This is a genomic window from Bacillus sp. CPT56D-587-MTF (assembly GCF_058792335.1).
In genome coordinates this window covers 2,432,886-2,449,469 of the sequence record NZ_JBYTEF010000001.1, presented here as the reverse complement: position 1 = coordinate 2,449,469, position 16,584 = coordinate 2,432,886, and the positions used below count along the sequence as shown (strand labels likewise).

Below are 16,584 nucleotides of genomic sequence, written 5' to 3'. Positions count from 1 at the left end.
GTGTCAAAAACAAGGGTTACAATTTAATAACGATAGAAAGAGGGACAGAAGATGAAAATGAAGCATGCTTTTGGTCCTATAATTTTAGCATGTGTGCTTTTTTTCATTATCATTCTAATCCCATCGAAAAGTTTAGTATCGCTTATTAGTGATAAGAAGGTAGAAGATGCGGCAACTTCTTTACAAAAAGAGAAATTACAAAGTGTTTTCTTACAGCAAAAAATGTTAGAGAATTCACAGTATTTACCGATGTACGGTTCATCAGAATTTTTACGAATGGATGCATATCATCCGTCTAATTATTTCAAAGTAAATCCAGCTGGTTTTACACCGTTTTTAATTGGAACTGGCGGTACACAAAGTTTAGCTCATATTTTAAATATGACATCTACTATGGATGAATTAGAAGGTAAAAAAGTAGTCTTTGTTCTATCACCACAATGGTTTACAAAGACTGGTGTCTCACAAGGGGATTTCACTAATAATTTCTCCAAACAACAAGCATATCATTTTATTTTTAATGATAAGATAAATCCAGAAATGAAAAAGCAAATCGCGAAACGGCTATTAGATTATAAAGTTGTTCAAGAAGATGATATATTAAAAAATTCATTAGAAGGTATTGTATATAATGATACGAAACATAACATAAAAGCAGGTTTAGTTAAACCACTTGCTTATATGCATCGAAATATTTTAGATCATAGAGATATATTTAACTCTTTATTTAAAATCGAACCGATGAAGGAGAAAACAAATATCGGACTTCGTTCAATTTCTTGGGAAGACGCACGTAAACATGCAGAACAAGAAGGGAAAGCTGAGTCTACTACAAATACATTCGGAATTGAAAATCCGTATTATCATAAGAATAATCTGAAGAAAAAACTAAAAGGTTTAAAAAACTTTAGAGCAAATGAAACATATGATGAATCACCAGAATACGATGATTTACAAATTATTTTAGAGTTATTTAAAGAGAAAAATGTCAAACCACTCTTTATTTCTGTACCTGTAAATGGGCCTTGGTATGATTATACTGGCTTCCCGAAAGAACGCCGTGAAGTGTATTATAAAAAAGTTCGAGAACAGGTTGAGAAAGCAGGATATCCAGTAATTGATTTCTCTGGTCATGAATATGATAAGTATTTCTTAAAAGATACGATTCATTTGGGCTGGAAAGGTTGGATTTATTTTGATGAAGCAGTGCAGAAATTTTATTCTGAGAAATAAAGTATAGAAATCGGAATGGCTATGAGCCGTTCCGATTTTTTTAGTATAGAGGATTTTGGTGAGGACAATTTGGGAATGCATGTATATCTTGAATCTGTCTATAATCATAATGTTTCATTGCAAACTGAGCTTGATAAAGGTATTCATACACATATAATTGACCATCATGCGCTGAACATAATACACCAGAAGTTCCTTGCCCATTTATGAAGGAAATGCCGATAGGGCGTCCGATTAAGTACGGTATTTTTTGCTGCCAATGCATAGGGGAATCACTCCTTTTTGAGATAATATACGAAAGAAATGATCAAATGGTTGCTTATCCATGTAAATGTAGATGGAAAGGTATTATATAATTCCTGAAGATTAATTCATATATAAATAAAAAACCGCTATAATTCCGAATGAATTTATAGCGGTTTTTATTATATTCTTAAGCGAGATTTTTACGCTTTTTTGTCCATTTTTTTATAACGAAGTATAAAAGTATAAGTACGACGCCACCAATTGCGAATGATTTCACATACGGACCAGCAATATCATTTATATTCTCCCAATTTTCACCTAGTTTTTCACCTAAATAAATGAAAATAATAGACCAAGGGATAATCGCAAGTGCTGTTAATGTAGTGAAACGTAGTAATGGCATTTTTGTAATACCAGCAGGAATTGAAATCGCATGACGCACTACTGGAATGAAGCGTGCTGTAAAAATGACGCCAGTTCCGTAACGATTAAACCAATCTTCTGCAGCATCTATTTGTTTTTTATGTATGAAAATATATTTTCCGTAACGTTCTAATATAGGGCGTCCGCCGTATCGTCCAAGCCAATAAATAAAGATTTGAGCAATAACACCGCCAATTGTACCGAATACAACAGCGCCTATAAATGAGATACTTCCATTGAATACTAAGTATCCTGCATAAGCAAGGACAATTTCACTTGGGATAATTTCAATCATAAGTCCAAGCATAATGCCCCAATAACCTAATCCTTCAAAAAACGTTAATACTGAATGAATAAAACTACTTAACATTGTTGCACCTTCTAGTTTATGAATTTTTGAGTATAAGAACCTTTTATTTAATGACGTAAAAGGTTCACTATATGTAGATTATACCTTATTTACATAGGGGATTGCTATTTCAATTCTTTTATGTCTCTCATAATTATTATAGTAAAAGATATAAGCCACGTTTTCATGAAGGGTTAATGAAAAGATTATTAAAAATTTCTCATATATCAATGATAATAGACTGAAAATTAAGTATAATGGTATAGGTCTTTCATTTACAAAAATAGGAGGAGAACGTATGTATATTACAGATCCGATTTATGGACCAATCTCTATTCGTGATAGAGATATCCTTCGATTGATAGATACAAAAGCATTTCAAAGGTTGGCGAATATTAAACAACAAGGACATACTTATTTTTTACATGAGAACGCAATGCATACGAGGGAAGAACATTCGATAGGTGTATATGTGCTAGTAAATAAAGTGATAGAACATCTTACTGAGATTGGTGACATACATTTATCGAAATATGAACGAAAGCTAGTATCTACTGTAGCCCTTCTACACGATGTTGGACATGGGCCATATTCACATTGTTTTCAGCAAATATCGGGTGAAGATCATGGTGAGTGGACGGTACGAATCATTCAAGAGGACGAAGAAATACGTACGATTTTAAATCAAACACATAGATTATTAGATGATGTAACGAAAGCTTTAACAGAAGATGGAGTTTTTCCAATTATAGATGAGCTCTTATTTAATTCATTAGGAATGGATCAATTAGATTTTTGGAATAGAGATTTATATTACTCATCGCTTGAATTAGAAGGTTTACAGATAGAAGAATTGATTGCTAACATGCGTTTAATTGACGATAAACTTGTTATTGAAGAATCAGGAATCCCCTTCATCGAACAATTAATGAAAATGAAAGAAGAGCTTTACAATAATGGATTTGGCCACCCGTTTGTGATAGGAAAAGACATATTGCTGCAAACAATTTTAAAAATGATAGAGGAGAAAAATCTTTCGTTCTATACTCCTGAACTTCAAAACTTCTTTCATAAAGGAGAGAAGTTAGAAGTAGAAGACTTTCTTCCGTTACAAGATGAAATGATTTTAAATGAAATAAAGTACTTTGCAAAATCAGAGGACGTACAATTAGCGACGTTAATTCACCTTTATTTTTCAGAAGCCAAAAGTTTATCTTTTGAAAAAGGACTAGAGGGTGATTTTAAAAAGGAAAATAGCACCTTAGCAGTAATAACTGAGAAAAAGGCGTACAGTTCATATGTAGGTGGTATTTACGTCTATAGTGAGGGGCAGTTAGAGGACATTTTAGAGAAATCAAATTTCATTCAAGAGATAGTAAAATTGCCTAAAAAAGAATATGCCTATTCAATTTGATTTGGTTCGAAAATAAAAAATGAATGAGATGGAAACGTAAGTTTAGATGTAAAATGATTTTTGTATTTTATATTGATTGAAAACAAGCATCCCCCCGTCATATACGTAGTACAGGGGGATGCTTGTTTTTTAAGGCTTCACATCTAAGTTCTGTAAAAATAAAGTTGCTGTTACGTAACGTTTTGCTAACATTTGTACATATGCGGTATGTACAGAAAGGGTCGCAATAATAATAGCGTTACGAATTGCTTCGCGTTGTTCGTTATTAATTTGATCGAACTTGCTTGCGATTTTATCAGCTTTTTCTTTTACGATGTTTTCAATTGTATGAACGGTATCTGTTGCATTTAATTGTAAGCAATTCCCTTGATTGAGTTCTTCAAATAGAGAAGAGTATGCTACATATAAATGAACAGGATTGATTAAATCATCACTTCGATCGGCTGGGTCATTTACAATAAGGCGTAATAGCTTACGAATGGATTCAAAATCAAGTGCTGTTTTTAAATCTTCGACAATAAATAGTAAGGCTGCTTGTTCAATTGAATATTTTTTCCCCTTTTGAGGAGAGCCAATCATTTCTTTTATATCTCGTTTCACCCAGTTTTGCATAGCAGTTACAGAGAAACTTGTGTTTTCAATCTGATTGCCAAGCGCAACTATTTCATTTAAAGAAAAACCGACATCAGTATCGTCAATTTTAATCAGCTTTTCAAAAATAGGTGAAAGTGCGGTAGTAATAAAAGCTGTAACGCTTTGTCCGCTTTCAATATCTTTTTTATGTGACTTTGCCCAAGCTTCTTGTAAAATACCGAGAGGCTTTTTCGTATTCCATCCTCTTAGTGATAGAAGAAGGGTAGCCATTTCGTTTCGTGTGAGATGAAATGTTTCCATCTTTTCACCTCCAAAATAATAAAAAGTTCTTATGAACTTATAATATGTTTTGTTTCATTTAAAGTCAATTCTGTTTTGCTTAATTTTTCCTTTGTCACCAAACTGTCGGAAGTAAATAATACTTGCATATTTCGACAAAAGTTCATATAATAAGTTCATAAGAACCTTTAAAATGTTCTTAAAAACAAATCTATCATTCTGAATTTACTAGAAAGATAGATTTCACATATATCTATATAAAAGGAGAATGGATATAATATGTTGAAAAAACTTGTAGCAGTAATGACAGCATTCATGGTTATCTTTGGGGCTAGCAGCTTTATGTTCGTAGATCATGCGGCAGCGAAAAGTTACAAATCTGGTAAAAAATCATTTACACCAAGTTCAGGTCAAAAGTCAAAAGTTGATTTAAACAAAAAAGACTCAAATGTAAATTCTCAAAAAACGACTCCAGATTCAAAAACGAAAGCAACAAATACAGCACCAAAAAGTAATAAAGGAAGCTTTATGAAAGGTTTATTACTAGGTGGTCTTGGTGGTTTACTAATGGGTAGCTTATTTGCAAATATGGGAGCTCTTGGTTCTGTATTAGCGTTTATGGTAAATATGTTAGTAATGGCTGGTATCGTAATGTTAGCGGTTCGTGCATTTAAATACTTCAAAGACCAACGTAAGAAGAAGGCAGATGAAGTAGCATGGAAACAATAAAAATTTCTGAACAAGAGCTTATAAATGCGCTTTGTATATATATCGCTGAAAAAAGACAAGTGGGTCCAGAAGAAGTATTAGTTGAACTTATGTATGATGATGACTACGGTTTCTCTGCGGAAGTAGAGGTAAATGGTCGCCAGCAAATTTTAATTCAAGCAAACTTAATCGAAGCTTTACGCTTATTGCTTGACAGAGAATATAATGTCAATCCATTCGCAGCGAGATTGCAACTTGAATTAGATGATGAAGAAGGAATTTACGCATTAGCGAAATTTAATAACTCAGATGAGTAGAGAAAAGAGCTGTTGAGAATAATCTCAGCAGCTCTTTTTAGTATGTGCATATGTAGAAGAATAATCACGCCAAATTTCATTCATTTTTCGTCTACCGATATCTACCATCGGATTAAACTGAATTGCAGCTTTCTGACGAACAAAGTGAACGTTTTGCATGGCGTGAGATAATTGTTGGTCGACTATATCACGTTTTTTACTTGCATATTTTGCGATAGATAGACCTGCAACTGTTCCTTGCGCCATCGCAATTTTTCCGCTTTCAATGCCTGTAATATTGCCAGCTACAAATAAACCAGGAAGAGGAGTTTCCATTGTTTCGGAATGGAGAGGAACGTGTCCGCCTAATTCTGAAATGTAATGGAAGGGACAACCGGCTACAGCTGCAAGTTCGGCAAGTGGGTATAATCCCCCGGCAATACATACAAAATCTGCTTCATATATTTTCTCTGTTCCATTAATAACATTTCCTTTAGAGTCAATATTAGCAATACGTACACCTTCAACTTGATCTGTTCCGATAATTTCAAGAGCTGCTTTCCGAAGGTGAAGTGGCGTTCCGTTTATTTTCATTCCGTTGTTTGGATAGAATGTTAATCCAGCTTTTCGAATCCAATCAAATTTCATAAAGTGGCTACCTATTCGCAAGAAAGCAGAAGGAGCGAGGTGAGCTGCATTTAAAAGAGAGTTTAAAACTTCTTCAGGTTCACCAGCTTTTTGACTTAACTCGCTTTTCTCAGGGAGTACAATATGATCCACTGTAATTCCCGCTAATTGCAATTCACTTAAAATGGCGAAAGACAAAATGTTAGCACCAATAATAATTCCTTTTTTTCCAACTTGCACGCGATGAACATTTGTCATAACTTGAGCTGCTCCAATTGACATCACTCCTGGAAGTGTCCAGCCAGGAAGGGGAATAGAATATTCCGCAGCTCCAGTAGCAAGTAGTACGAAAGGTGCTTCTAACGTACCGATATTAGTATGTACAAACCAATTGTTTTCATCTCTATCTAAATTATAGACCGAAACACCGCACCTGATATGTACTGAAAGTGATTCTGCTTCTTCATGAAGTCGCTTCGATTCTTCTATTCCGTTCCACCATTCTCCAGTAGGCTCTTGATGCAACTGTCCTAACAATCTCCCGCCCGGCTTCATAAATTCATCAATAACGAGCACTTTTAGTCCGAAACGAGCACAAGAGATAGAAGCAGATAATCCCGCTGGCCCTGCACCTATAATAATTACATCACTCATCGCTTTTTCACCATCTCTCTCACGATATTCGGATGCTGTTTCCCGCTTTCAACAATCATGTTTTCTTCTACAACAGTTAAGCATGCGCGTACATTTGTTTGATTATTTACTGTCACGCGGCATTCGGAACAGTGCCCGATATTACAATAAATACCTCGCGGTGTTCCGCTATCTTCATGAACTCTTAATGTTCGTATTCCATTTGCTAACAGGGCAGCAGCTATCGTTTCATGTTCATATGCTTCGTATTGATGACCGTTAAATTGAAAGGTAATACGCTCACTACTTTGTAAAGTACCTAAAATAGGGTGATGTGTAATTCTACTCATTTACTTTCACCTACTGATCCAAAAGTAACTGCACGTATTGGTGGTTGATATTTTAACGGTAGTTCATTAAGATTTACGTCAGGATTCGCATTTTCAATCATTCGATCTATCATTATTCTGCATGTGCGCCCACCGCAAAATCCCATGCCAGCACGTGTTCTTAGTTTTAATTCTCTTGCCGAGCAGTTATATTCAGCAATTGTCGATTGAAGTTGCCCATATGTAACCTCTTCACAACGACAAACGATTAAGTTGTTTTTATTTGTCATGTGTATTCCTCCTCTAGTTCGATTTTCACAAATTATATAAGCAAAAATCATGCCAATATAGAGAGGAGGTGGCTACCTGTAAACGCCTGATTGGTGCATAATGATTCTTTATTGAAGTCCAAGTTTCTTTAAACGGTTATATAAAGTAGCCCTTGTTACGCCAAGTTGTTTTGCGCATTCTAATTTATTCCCATTTAAAATTCGTAAAGCCCTTTCAATAACTTTTTTCTCATGCTCATCCATCTCTTCTTGTAAAGAAAGGATTGTATTATTGTTGCTGAGTAATAGGGAATGAGCTGTATGGTTGTCTAAAGTTTCAGTCGTATGAAATGGTAGATATTCTTGTTTTATAATTCCGTCTGTTGCGAATACCACAAGCCGTTCAACAACGTTTCGAAGTTCGCGAATATTACCTGGCCAATTGTAATGAAGCAGTTCATGCATAATGCTTGAAGGTAGGTCACGAATTGGTCGGTTATAGTTGATTGAAAAATCATTTAAGAAAGAATAAGTTAATTCAATAATATCCTCGCGTCTTTCGCGCAGCGGTGGAATATGCAAGCTAACTACATTTAAGCGGTAATATAAATCTTCTCGGAAAGTTCCTTTTCTCATTTCTTCTTGTAAATCACGATTTGTAGCAGCGATAATGCGGAAATCAATATTAATTTCTTTTTCACCACCAACTCGGTAATACTTTCGCTCTTGCAGTACACGTAACAGTTTTACTTGCATATCAAGTGGCATTTCACCTATTTCATCAAGAAATAAAGTACCGCCTTGCGCGAGTTCAATTTTCCCTTTTTTTCCTTTACTATTTGCTCCAGAAAACGCCCCACGCTCGTAACCAAATAATTCACTTTCAAATAACGCTTCTGGAATTGCCCCGCAGTTAATCGAAATGAAAGGCGCCTTCGCTGCCTCACTTGCTTCATGAATTGCTTTCGCAAATACTTCTTTTCCAACTCCGCTTTCCCCAAGTATTAAAACAGTTGATTTTACCGAACAAACTTTTCTAGCTAATTGTATCGTTCTTTGTATAACAGGACTTTTCCCATTCATCGCAAGGAATGGATCGGATTCATCTTTATACTTTGCCACTTCTTGTTCTAAACGGTGCATTTCATGTGACATATTAAATAGTTTTTCATTTAAAGCGACTTGATTTGTAACATCTGTTTCTGAAACGACTGCTCCTATAATTTCATCATTACAATAAACTGGATTTGAATTAATTAATACGAATAAATCGGGACGAGGCTGATGGAACTGAGCGACTATGCTTTTTCCATCATGTAAAGATTGTAAAATTTCCAAGTCTTTATAATCAAAAAAACGAGTAATCGGTTGCCCAATAATCTCATTATGATTGACTGAAAATATTTTTTCAGCGCCATCTGTCCAAGTTCGAACGTATTCTTTACTATCAATGACTGTAACAGAAGAGTCAGTTGTTTGTATTACAGTGTCATAAAATGACTGTAGTTCATTGTAGGACTTATAAAGAAATGGAATCATTTGCTGAGAAGTTATACAGCATAGCGGCTCATCGTTTTCGTTAAGGATGATAACAGCTAATTCATAAGAAAAAGCGTCAATTAATGCAGTGAATGAGTCATCTACATAAATAATTGCGCAATTATATTCTTCTGTAGTAGAAGGGAGATAATAAAACCTTTCGTTTATTTTCTTAATGCGATCAAGGCTACATGTATGATTGATTAAAGCGCTTTCCAAAAATTCTTGTATAGTCGGAAATGAAAATGCCATAATGTCCTCCTGTTATGTATAAAAATTTTGACAGTGATAAAAAAATAATACACCTATTTACTATAAATTAAAAATATTTTTACAAATAAAAATATTATTTATAAAAATTGTATATGTACAGAATTGGCACGTCAATTGCATAAAAGAAAGTGAGAGGTTTAGGGAAAGGAGGAGTATAGTGTGAGGCACTGCGACGTTTTAATTATAGGTGGTGGAATAATAGGGTGTTCTATCGCTTATTACACTTCAAAATACGGAAGAGACGTAACAATCATTGAAAAAGGAGAATTTGTCAGCGGGACGTCTTCACGGTGTGATGGGAATATTTTGGCCATTGATAAAGACCCAGGGTTTGATAGTCAAATGTCTTTAGTAAGTCAAAAATTAGTAACTGATTTAAGTGAAGAATTAGAGCATGCATTTGAATATAGGGCACCAGGAAGTATTCTCGTATGTGAGTCAGACGAAGAGATGGAAGCTGCGCAGCAATGGGTAAATCGGCAAAAAGAAGCTGGATTACCGTTTCGAATGCTTGATAGGCAAGATATAAGAGAAGAGTCGCCTTTTTTTGCTGATGATTTATTAGGCGGTTTAGAATGTGCGACGGATTCAACTGTGAATCCATATCTCCTTGCATTCTCGCTTCTGTCAGAGGCACAAAAGTTTGGCGCAAAAGCTTTTAAACAGACCGAAGTAAAGAGTATAAACATAGATACGAATGGTTCATTTGTTGTAGAAACTACGAATGGAACTTTTACAGCACAACAAGTTGTAAATGCAGCGGGTGTGTGGGCTCCTAAGATTGGTCAGATGTTAAATGTAAATATACCAATTGAACCGAGAAAAGGGCATATTATTGTAGCATCAAGACAACAACACGTAGGGTGCCGTAAAGTAATGGAATTCGGTTATTTAATTTCTAAATTTGGCGGAAAACGAAAAGTAGATGCTTTAACTGAAAAATACGGGGTTGCGCTCGTATTTGAGCCTACTGAAAGTCAAAATTTCTTAATTGGAAGTAGCCGTGAATTTGTAGGGTTTCATACGAGAATAAACAATGAAGTCATTAAATGTATTGCAAATAGAGCGATTCGCTTTTATCCGAAAATGGCAGATATGATGGTAATTCGTTCTTACGCTGGTTTACGTCCGTGGACAGAAGATCATTTACCGATTATTTCACGAGTGGAACATATTCCAAATTATTTCATTGCCGCTGGGCATGAAGGGGATGGGATTAGTCTTGCAGCAGTTACTGGGAAAGTAATTGAAGAGTTATTAAATGAAAAAGAGACAATTATTCCTATTGAACCACTTCGTTTGAGTCGTTTTACAGAAAGGGTGTTAAACGGATGAAGTCACAAAGAGTCTTTACGACAATTGATACACATACGGGTGGGAATCCAACGAGGACATTAATTAGTGGACTTCCAAAGTTGATTGGAGAGACGATGGCAGAGAAGATGTTACATATGAAAAAGGAGTATGATTGGATTCGAAAATTGTTAATGAATGAACCGCGTGGTCATGATGTAATGTCAGGGGCATTATTAACAGACCCGTGTCATCCTGAGGCTGATATAGGTGTTATATACATAGAGACAGGTGGATATTTACCGATGTGTGGTCACGATACAATCGGTGTATGTACAGCGTTAGTTGAATCAGGTTTAATTCCGGTAGTTGAACCAATTACTTCTTTAAAACTAGATACACCGGCTGGCTTAGTTGAAGTAGATATTGCTGTTCAAGATGGAAAAGCAAAAGAAGTATCTTTCTGTAACATACCAGCTTTTTTATTAAAAAATATTACTGTACAAGTGAAAGACATTGGAACTATAGAAGCTGATATTGCGTATGGAGGGAATTTTTATGCCATTATTGATGCGAAATCAGTAGATCTAGAATTAGTACCAGAAAATGCATCTACAATCATCGATAAGGCGATTCATATAAGAAACACAATTAATGAGAAGTTTGAAATCACTCATCCAGAGTATTCGTTTATAAGAGGATTAACACATGTTGAATTTTATACAGATCCTACTCATGAATGTGCGCATGTGAAAAATACAGTTGTTGTACCACCAGGCGGAATAGATCGATCTCCATGCGGTACAGGAACATCTGCGAAGCTAGCTGTATTATACGCTCAGAAAGAAATCGAAATTGGTGAAGAGTTCATTCATGAGAGTATCGTTGGTTCTTTATTTAAAGGATATGTCATGAATACGACACATGTTGAAAATATTGAAGCTGTCATAACGAAAATTACGGGATCAGCTTGGCTTATGGGTATGCATAGATTTTTTTACAATGAAATGGATCCACTTAAAGAAGGATTTTTGCTAATTCCGCCGATGGAACATGAAACGGAGGATATAAAATGAACATTCAAAAAATGTATACAGCAGTAGACGTACATGTAAATGGCGAGGCATTTCGTGTAATGAAAGACGTACCATGCAAATACTACTACAGTTTGGAGCAATTAAATGAACAATTTTCAGGTGAATTAGCAGAAGAGATGAAGCTTTTATTAAATGAACCACGTGGTTTTATCGGTTTGAATGGGTGTATTGTCGTTCCATCTATCCATAATGAAGTGGATGCAGCTGTATTATTTTTTAATCATGAAGGTTCGATTCCGCTTCATTATGGAGGCATTGTTGCAGTAATAACGATGTTACTCGAAAGTGGGTATTTAAAAAAGAGAGAGTCCAATCAATACAAAATTGAAACGTTATCTGGAATATTTTTAGTTCATGCGTATGTAGAGAATGATGAAGTTATATCGGTTTCGTTTGAAAGCAAACTATGCTATTTGATTGAGGAAAATTTACAGGTTGGTAATGTAAGTTATTCTCTCATACAAGCAGATAAAGTATATGCAGTTGTAGAAAAAGGTGCGTATTCGCCAGAAATTCGTGTTGAAAACATTTCAGAATTGAAAAGATGGGGAGAAGCTACACTGCAGGCTATACAAAAACAGTCGCTAATAAAAAGGCTTATTTTAGTAGATCCTTCGCAAAAAGAAAAGAACCATATAAAGTCGATTACATTTCATGAAGATAACTTTATCGTACGTTCGCCAGGTTTTGTTTCTACTATCGTTTCCTATGTTCATGCGTTATTTAAAAATGATTATATGGCGGATAAACCTTTTAAAAATGAAAGTATATTTAATAGTTTTATAACTGTGGAAAAAGTGAAGAAGGAGGAACTAGGATACATTTTCCGTTTTGAAAGTAGAGGATTTATTACAGGAATGCAGACGTTTCTATTAGACCCTACGGATCCATTTCCGGCAGGTTTCTTATTAAAATAAAATGTGATAAGGAGAGATAAATATGCAAAAAATTAAAGGGGCATTTCCAGTATTAATAACACCGATGGATGAATTTCAGGAAATTAATTGGGATGGGGTAAAACAAAATGTAAATTACTTTATCGAACAAAAGGTTGCAGGTGTCATCATTAATGGAAGTACAGGAGAGTTTGTAAGTTTATCAAAAGAAGAACGATTTAAAATGGTAGAAACCGTGTTGAAAGAAATTGATGGCCGTATTCCAGTCATTGTTGGAACTGCAGCAGAGACGACGAAAGAAACAATTGAATATACGAAACATGCAGAAGCGCACGGAGCGGATTGTGCATTAATTATAAACTCTTACTATTGTAAACCGAAGGAAGAGGAGATTTATTTTCATTTTAAAGAAATCTCAAATTCTGTAAATATACCAATTATGCTATACAATAACCCATTTACTTCTGGTGTTGATATGAGTACAAAGCTAATGCTCCGTATTGGAAAAGAGTGTGAAAATGTTACACATATTAAAGAATCTAGCGGAGATATTCGAAAAGCGAGAGATTTAGTAAGACAAAGTGAAGGGGCTTTCCAAGTCTTCTGTGGTTCTGAAGATTTAGTTATGGAATCATATTTAGTTGGTGCTTCGGGATGGGTTTCAGTAGCAGGAAATATCGTTCCCGGTCTCGTTACAAAAATGTATGAGCATTTTCAAAATGGTGAATTAGAAAAGGCGTGGGAAATAAACGATGCTATTTTACCACTTTGCGAGTTTCTTGAAGGATCAGGGAAATATGTTCAAATCGTTAAACGTTCCATGGAATTACATGGGCAAGCGGGAGGACCTTCTCGCTATCCAAGACTAGGATTAACTGTTGACGAAGATCAAAAGCTTCAAACGATTTTATCAAATATTGCAGCTCATGTAGCTGTTTAAATAAGGAGGAGAACATAATGTTAAAGACAAATATTGAGCTGAAACCAAAAGTGGAAGCGTTTTTAAATGAAGAAATTAAAATGTTTATTAATGGCGAATTTGTTGCTGCTATTGGGGGAAAGACGTTTGAAACGTATAATCCAGCTACAGAAGATGTTCTAGCTGTCGTATGTGAAGCGCAAGAAGAGGATATTGATGCTGCAGTAAAAGCGGCAAGATCTGCATTTGAATCCGGTCCGTGGGCAGAAATGACTACTGCTGAAAGAGCGCATCTTATTTATAAATTAGCAGATTTAATTGAAGAACATAGAGAAGAATTAGCGCAACTAGAAGCTTTAGATAATGGAAAGCCATATCAAGTAGCACTTGATGATGATATTTCAGCAACTGTAGAAAATTATCGTTATTACGCAGGATGGGCTACAAAAATTATTGGGCAAACAATCCCAATTTCAAAAGATTACTTAAATTACACGAGACATGAACCTGTAGGTGTTGTAGGTCAGATTATTCCGTGGAATTTTCCGCTCGTTATGTCTTCTTGGAAAATGGGAGCTGCACTGGCGACAGGTTGTACGATCGTATTAAAGCCAGCAGAGCAAACGCCTTTATCTTTACTATATACAGCAAAACTTTTTAAAGAGGCTGGATTTCCAAACGGTGTTGTAAACTTTGTACCAGGCTTTGGTCCTGAAGCAGGAGCAGCAATTGTAAATCATCATGACATTGATAAAGTTGCTTTTACAGGATCTACTGTTACAGGAAAGTATATTATGCGTCAGTCTGCAGAAATGATTAAGCATGTAACGTTAGAGCTTGGCGGCAAATCACCAAATATCATTTTAGAAGATGCGGACTTGGAAGAAGCAATTAATGGTGCATTCCAAGGTATTATGTATAATCACGGTCAAAATTGTAGCGCAGGATCACGTGTATTTGTTCATCGTAAACATTATGAAACTGTAGTAGATGCACTTGTGAAAATGGCGAACAACGTAAAACTTGGAGCAGGTATGGAGAAAGGAACGGAAATGGGTCCACTCGTATCTAAGAAACAACAAGAGCGTGTGTTACATTACATTGAGCAAGGGAAGAAAGAAGGCGCTACAGTTGCGGCTGGTGGTGAACGTGCACTTGAAAAGGGTTATTTCGTTAAGCCAACTGTATTCACAGATGTTACAGACGATATGACAATCGTTAAGGAAGAAATATTTGGACCAGTTGTTGTTGTTCTGCCATTTGATTCGACAGAAGAAGTAATTGAACGAGCGAACAACTCATCCTATGGCCTTGCTGCGGGTGTATGGACGCAAAATATCAAAACGGGTCATCAAGTGGCAAATAAATTAAAAGCAGGAACAGTGTGGATTAATGATTATAACTTAGAAAATGCAGCTGCACCATTTGGTGGATACAAACAATCTGGTATTGGCCGCGAATTAGGTTCATATGCGCTTGATAATTATACAGAAGTGAAAAGTGTTTGGGTAAATATAAAGTAATAGGGTGTTTTACTGACAAAAATTGAGGGATGAAATAATGAAAGATGCGGACAACTAGAAAGTTTGATAATAGTTGTCCGTTTTCTTATATACAAAATTGCTTTTCCAAAGAATGATAAGGGGGATTTGGATGGAGAATTTAGTAGAATGGTTAGTAGGGCAAGTGTGGAGTATCGGTTTAGTTGTTTTTGCATTAGGGGCAGGCGTATATTTCACGATTGCAACACGTTTTTTGCAAATTCGTTATTTTAAAGAGATGATTAAACTATTATTTGAAGGAAAGAGTTCCGAGACGGGAATATCATCTTTTCAGGCATTTTGTTTAGCCTTATCAGGAAGAGTTGGAATTGGTAATATTGCAGGGGTAGCGACAGCGATCGCTTTCGGCGGGCCTGGAGCTGTATTTTGGATGTGGGTAATGGCTTTGTTAGGGGCAGCGAGCGCGTTTGTAGAATCAACATTATCTCAAGTATACAAAAGTAAAGTAGGGAATGAATATCGCGGCGGTACTCCATATTTCATTGAGAGAGGTTTAAAAATGAAATGGTTTGCAGTCATTGTAGCGGTAGTTGTAACACTTTCATATGGCGTGTTATTACCAGGTATTCAATCTAGTAGTATCGCAGTTGGATTCGAAAACTCTAATGGTATTAGCAAATATATAACTGGTATATTTTTAGTCGTGTTACTAGCAGCAATTATTTTTGGTGGTGTAAAGAGAATTGCCGGTGTTTCTCAAATGCTTGTGCCATTTATGGCAATTGGTTATGTAATTGTTACATGTATCATATTAATTGCGAATGTAACGGAGATTCCAAGTATGTTTGCTTTAATTTTCTCTAGTGCATTTGGTGTAAATGAAATGTTTGGTGGAATTGTTGGTGCAGCTATTGCATGGGGCGTAAAACGCGCTGTATTTTCAAACGTTGCTGGTGTCGGAGAAGCGACGTATAGTTCGGCGGCTGCTGAAGTATCGCATCCTGCAAAACAAGGATTAGTTCAAGCGTTTTCCGTATATATCGATACAATTGTCGTATGTACAGCGACAGCTCTTATGATTTTAATAACAGGTATGTATAATGTTATACCTGAAGGGAAAACCGCTATTGTACAAAATATAGGAAATGTGGAAGCTGGTCCAATTTATACACAACAAGCAGTTGAAACTGCGATAACAGGGTTTGGTCCAATATTTATTTCAATTGCGATTTTCTTTTTTGCATTTACAACGTTACTCGCTTATTACTATATCGCTGAAACGACACTTACTTATTTAGATCGTCAATTGAAGTATGGCTGGTTAAAACCAGTTTTAAAATTTGGATTTTTAATTATGGTTTACATCGGTAGTGTTGAATCAGCGTCGCTTTTATGGAATCTCGGAGATTTAGGAATCGGTAGTATGGCATGGTTAAACTTAATCGCGATTCTATTATTAAGTAAAATCGCATTAAAAGTGTTAAAAGACTATGAAAGGCAGAAAAAAGAAGGGAAAGATCCAGTATTTAATCCTAAAAATGTGGAGATTGAAGGATTAACATTTTGGGAAGAAAGAAGTAAAGAGGTTGAAAGAAAAAGTTCTAGAGAAAAAGTTATTGTAGATGATAATTTAAAATTATAACGTAAATTAACTGAAAATTCTTA

At 35.5% G+C, this 16,584-nt stretch carries 17 protein-coding genes; 10 read left to right on the top strand and 7 right to left on the bottom strand.

Translation table 11 applies throughout. From position 1 onward, the window contains the following. Positions 1–51: 51 nt before the first annotated feature. Positions 52–1,233, top strand: a complete 1,182-nt coding sequence (gene dltD / locus AC3WVZ_RS12530) for a D-alanyl-lipoteichoic acid biosynthesis protein DltD (RefSeq protein ID WP_000782309.1) — start codon at positions 52–54, stop codon at positions 1,231–1,233. A gap of 40 nt (positions 1,234–1,273) precedes the next feature. Here dltD and AC3WVZ_RS12525 read toward each other — a convergent pair whose 3' ends face one another. Together AC3WVZ_RS12525 and uptA are read right to left on the bottom strand one after the other, a co-directional pair. Then, a complete protein-coding gene (locus tag AC3WVZ_RS12525; protein WP_000558689.1) occupies positions 1,274–1,498 on the bottom strand; it encodes a hypothetical protein in 225 nt (74 codons plus the stop codon). A gap of 168 nt (positions 1,499–1,666) precedes the next feature. Next, positions 1,667–2,272 (bottom strand): undecaprenyl phosphate transporter UptA, encoded by a 606-nt coding sequence (gene uptA / locus AC3WVZ_RS12520; protein ID WP_000952913.1) that lies wholly within the window; start codon positions 2,270–2,272, stop codon positions 1,667–1,669. A 277-nt stretch (positions 2,273–2,549) separates the two neighbouring features. On the opposite strand from uptA, the gene AC3WVZ_RS12515 reads away from it, so the two are divergent. Beyond that, positions 2,550–3,665, top strand: a complete 1,116-nt coding sequence (locus tag AC3WVZ_RS12515; protein ID WP_000275992.1) for an HD domain-containing protein — start codon at positions 2,550–2,552, stop codon at positions 3,663–3,665. Positions 3,666–3,794: 129 nt separating this feature from the next. On the opposite strand, the gene AC3WVZ_RS12510 is transcribed toward AC3WVZ_RS12515, so the two are convergent. Next, positions 3,795–4,559 carry a DUF1836 domain-containing protein gene (locus tag AC3WVZ_RS12510; RefSeq protein ID WP_000447231.1) on the bottom strand — a complete coding sequence of 255 codons (765 nt, stop codon included), beginning with the start codon at positions 4,557–4,559 and terminating at the stop codon, positions 3,795–3,797. A gap of 258 nt (positions 4,560–4,817) precedes the next feature. Between AC3WVZ_RS12510 and AC3WVZ_RS12505 the strand changes: the two genes are divergently transcribed. Further along, a complete protein-coding gene (locus AC3WVZ_RS12505; RefSeq protein WP_000914478.1) occupies positions 4,818–5,267 on the top strand; it encodes a hypothetical protein in 450 nt (149 codons plus the stop codon). After that, a complete protein-coding gene (locus AC3WVZ_RS12500) occupies positions 5,255–5,563 on the top strand; it encodes a YxcD family protein (RefSeq protein ID WP_000447747.1) in 309 nt (102 codons plus the stop codon). The genes AC3WVZ_RS12505 and AC3WVZ_RS12500 overlap by 13 nt, the downstream gene beginning before the upstream one ends. Positions 5,564–5,587: 24 nt before the next feature. Here the strand turns inward: AC3WVZ_RS12500 and AC3WVZ_RS12495 are convergent, their stop codons facing one another. The 4 genes from AC3WVZ_RS12495 to AC3WVZ_RS12480 all read right to left on the bottom strand — a co-directional run bounded on the left by AC3WVZ_RS12495 (position 5,588) and on the right by AC3WVZ_RS12480 (position 9,191). After that, positions 5,588–6,823, bottom strand: a complete 1,236-nt coding sequence (locus AC3WVZ_RS12495; RefSeq protein ID WP_001286092.1) for an NAD(P)/FAD-dependent oxidoreductase — start codon at positions 6,821–6,823, stop codon at positions 5,588–5,590. Continuing rightward, positions 6,820–7,152 (bottom strand): (2Fe-2S)-binding protein, encoded by a 333-nt coding sequence (locus tag AC3WVZ_RS12490; RefSeq protein WP_000087064.1) that lies wholly within the window; start codon positions 7,150–7,152, stop codon positions 6,820–6,822. Before AC3WVZ_RS12490 ends, AC3WVZ_RS12495 begins: the two co-directional genes overlap by 4 nt. Further along, entirely contained in the window at positions 7,149–7,421 is a 273-nt protein-coding gene (locus AC3WVZ_RS12485; protein WP_000182617.1) for a (2Fe-2S)-binding protein, read from the bottom strand. The genes AC3WVZ_RS12490 and AC3WVZ_RS12485 overlap by 4 nt, the downstream gene beginning before the upstream one ends. Positions 7,422–7,529: 108 nt before the next feature. Continuing rightward, the gene (locus tag AC3WVZ_RS12480) at positions 7,530–9,191 is read right to left on the bottom strand and encodes a sigma-54 interaction domain-containing protein (RefSeq protein ID WP_000885732.1); all 1,662 of its coding nucleotides are present in this window, start codon (positions 9,189–9,191) and stop codon (positions 7,530–7,532) included. Positions 9,192–9,371: 180 nt separating this feature from the next. On the opposite strand from AC3WVZ_RS12480, the gene AC3WVZ_RS12475 reads away from it, so the two are divergent. From AC3WVZ_RS12475 to AC3WVZ_RS12450, 6 genes are all read left to right on the top strand, one after another. Beyond that, the gene (locus AC3WVZ_RS12475; protein WP_001215236.1) at positions 9,372–10,547 is read left to right on the top strand and encodes an NAD(P)/FAD-dependent oxidoreductase; all 1,176 of its coding nucleotides are present in this window, start codon (positions 9,372–9,374) and stop codon (positions 10,545–10,547) included. After that, the gene (locus tag AC3WVZ_RS12470) at positions 10,544–11,581 is read left to right on the top strand and encodes a proline racemase family protein (RefSeq protein ID WP_000842048.1); all 1,038 of its coding nucleotides are present in this window, start codon (positions 10,544–10,546) and stop codon (positions 11,579–11,581) included. Before AC3WVZ_RS12475 ends, AC3WVZ_RS12470 begins: the two co-directional genes overlap by 4 nt. Then, positions 11,578–12,519, top strand: coding sequence for a proline racemase family protein (locus AC3WVZ_RS12465; RefSeq protein ID WP_001025560.1), 942 nt, complete (start codon positions 11,578–11,580; stop codon positions 12,517–12,519). Before AC3WVZ_RS12470 ends, AC3WVZ_RS12465 begins: the two co-directional genes overlap by 4 nt. Before the next feature lie 22 nt (positions 12,520–12,541). Continuing rightward, positions 12,542–13,438: a 4-hydroxy-tetrahydrodipicolinate synthase gene (gene dapA, locus AC3WVZ_RS12460; protein WP_001169456.1), complete on the top strand. Its 897-nt coding sequence runs from the start codon at positions 12,542–12,544 to the stop codon at positions 13,436–13,438. Positions 13,439–13,455: 17 nt separating this feature from the next. Beyond that, positions 13,456–14,940, top strand: a complete 1,485-nt coding sequence (locus AC3WVZ_RS12455) for an aldehyde dehydrogenase family protein (protein ID WP_000920973.1) — start codon at positions 13,456–13,458, stop codon at positions 14,938–14,940. A gap of 130 nt (positions 14,941–15,070) precedes the next feature. Then, positions 15,071–16,561 (top strand): alanine/glycine:cation symporter family protein, encoded by a 1,491-nt coding sequence (locus tag AC3WVZ_RS12450; protein WP_063220351.1) that lies wholly within the window; start codon positions 15,071–15,073, stop codon positions 16,559–16,561. Positions 16,562–16,584: the final 23 nt, after the last annotated feature.

Coding starts and splice junctions, on each gene's coding strand:
- dltD (WP_000782309.1), top strand. CDS start 52: ATGAAAATGAAGCATGCTTTTGGTCCTATAATTTTAGCATGTGTGCTT.
- AC3WVZ_RS12525 (WP_000558689.1), bottom strand. CDS start 1,498: ATGCATTGGCAGCAAAAAATACCGTACTTAATCGGACGCCCTATCGGC.
- uptA (WP_000952913.1), bottom strand. CDS start 2,272: ATGTTAAGTAGTTTTATTCATTCAGTATTAACGTTTTTTGAAGGATTA.
- AC3WVZ_RS12515 (WP_000275992.1), top strand. CDS start 2,550: ATGTATATTACAGATCCGATTTATGGACCAATCTCTATTCGTGATAGA.
- AC3WVZ_RS12510 (WP_000447231.1), bottom strand. CDS start 4,559: ATGGAAACATTTCATCTCACACGAAACGAAATGGCTACCCTTCTTCTA.
- AC3WVZ_RS12505 (WP_000914478.1), top strand. CDS start 4,818: ATGTTGAAAAAACTTGTAGCAGTAATGACAGCATTCATGGTTATCTTT.
- AC3WVZ_RS12500 (WP_000447747.1), top strand. CDS start 5,255: ATGGAAACAATAAAAATTTCTGAACAAGAGCTTATAAATGCGCTTTGT.
- AC3WVZ_RS12495 (WP_001286092.1), bottom strand. CDS start 6,823: ATGAGTGATGTAATTATTATAGGTGCAGGGCCAGCGGGATTATCTGCT.
- AC3WVZ_RS12490 (WP_000087064.1), bottom strand. CDS start 7,152: ATGAGTAGAATTACACATCACCCTATTTTAGGTACTTTACAAAGTAGT.
- AC3WVZ_RS12485 (WP_000182617.1), bottom strand. CDS start 7,421: ATGACAAATAAAAACAACTTAATCGTTTGTCGTTGTGAAGAGGTTACA.
- AC3WVZ_RS12480 (WP_000885732.1), bottom strand. CDS start 9,191: ATGGCATTTTCATTTCCGACTATACAAGAATTTTTGGAAAGCGCTTTA.
- AC3WVZ_RS12470 (WP_000842048.1), top strand. CDS start 10,544: ATGAAGTCACAAAGAGTCTTTACGACAATTGATACACATACGGGTGGG.
- AC3WVZ_RS12465 (WP_001025560.1), top strand. CDS start 11,578: ATGAACATTCAAAAAATGTATACAGCAGTAGACGTACATGTAAATGGC.
- dapA (WP_001169456.1), top strand. CDS start 12,542: ATGCAAAAAATTAAAGGGGCATTTCCAGTATTAATAACACCGATGGAT.
- AC3WVZ_RS12455 (WP_000920973.1), top strand. CDS start 13,456: ATGTTAAAGACAAATATTGAGCTGAAACCAAAAGTGGAAGCGTTTTTA.
- AC3WVZ_RS12450 (WP_063220351.1), top strand. CDS start 15,071: ATGGAGAATTTAGTAGAATGGTTAGTAGGGCAAGTGTGGAGTATCGGT.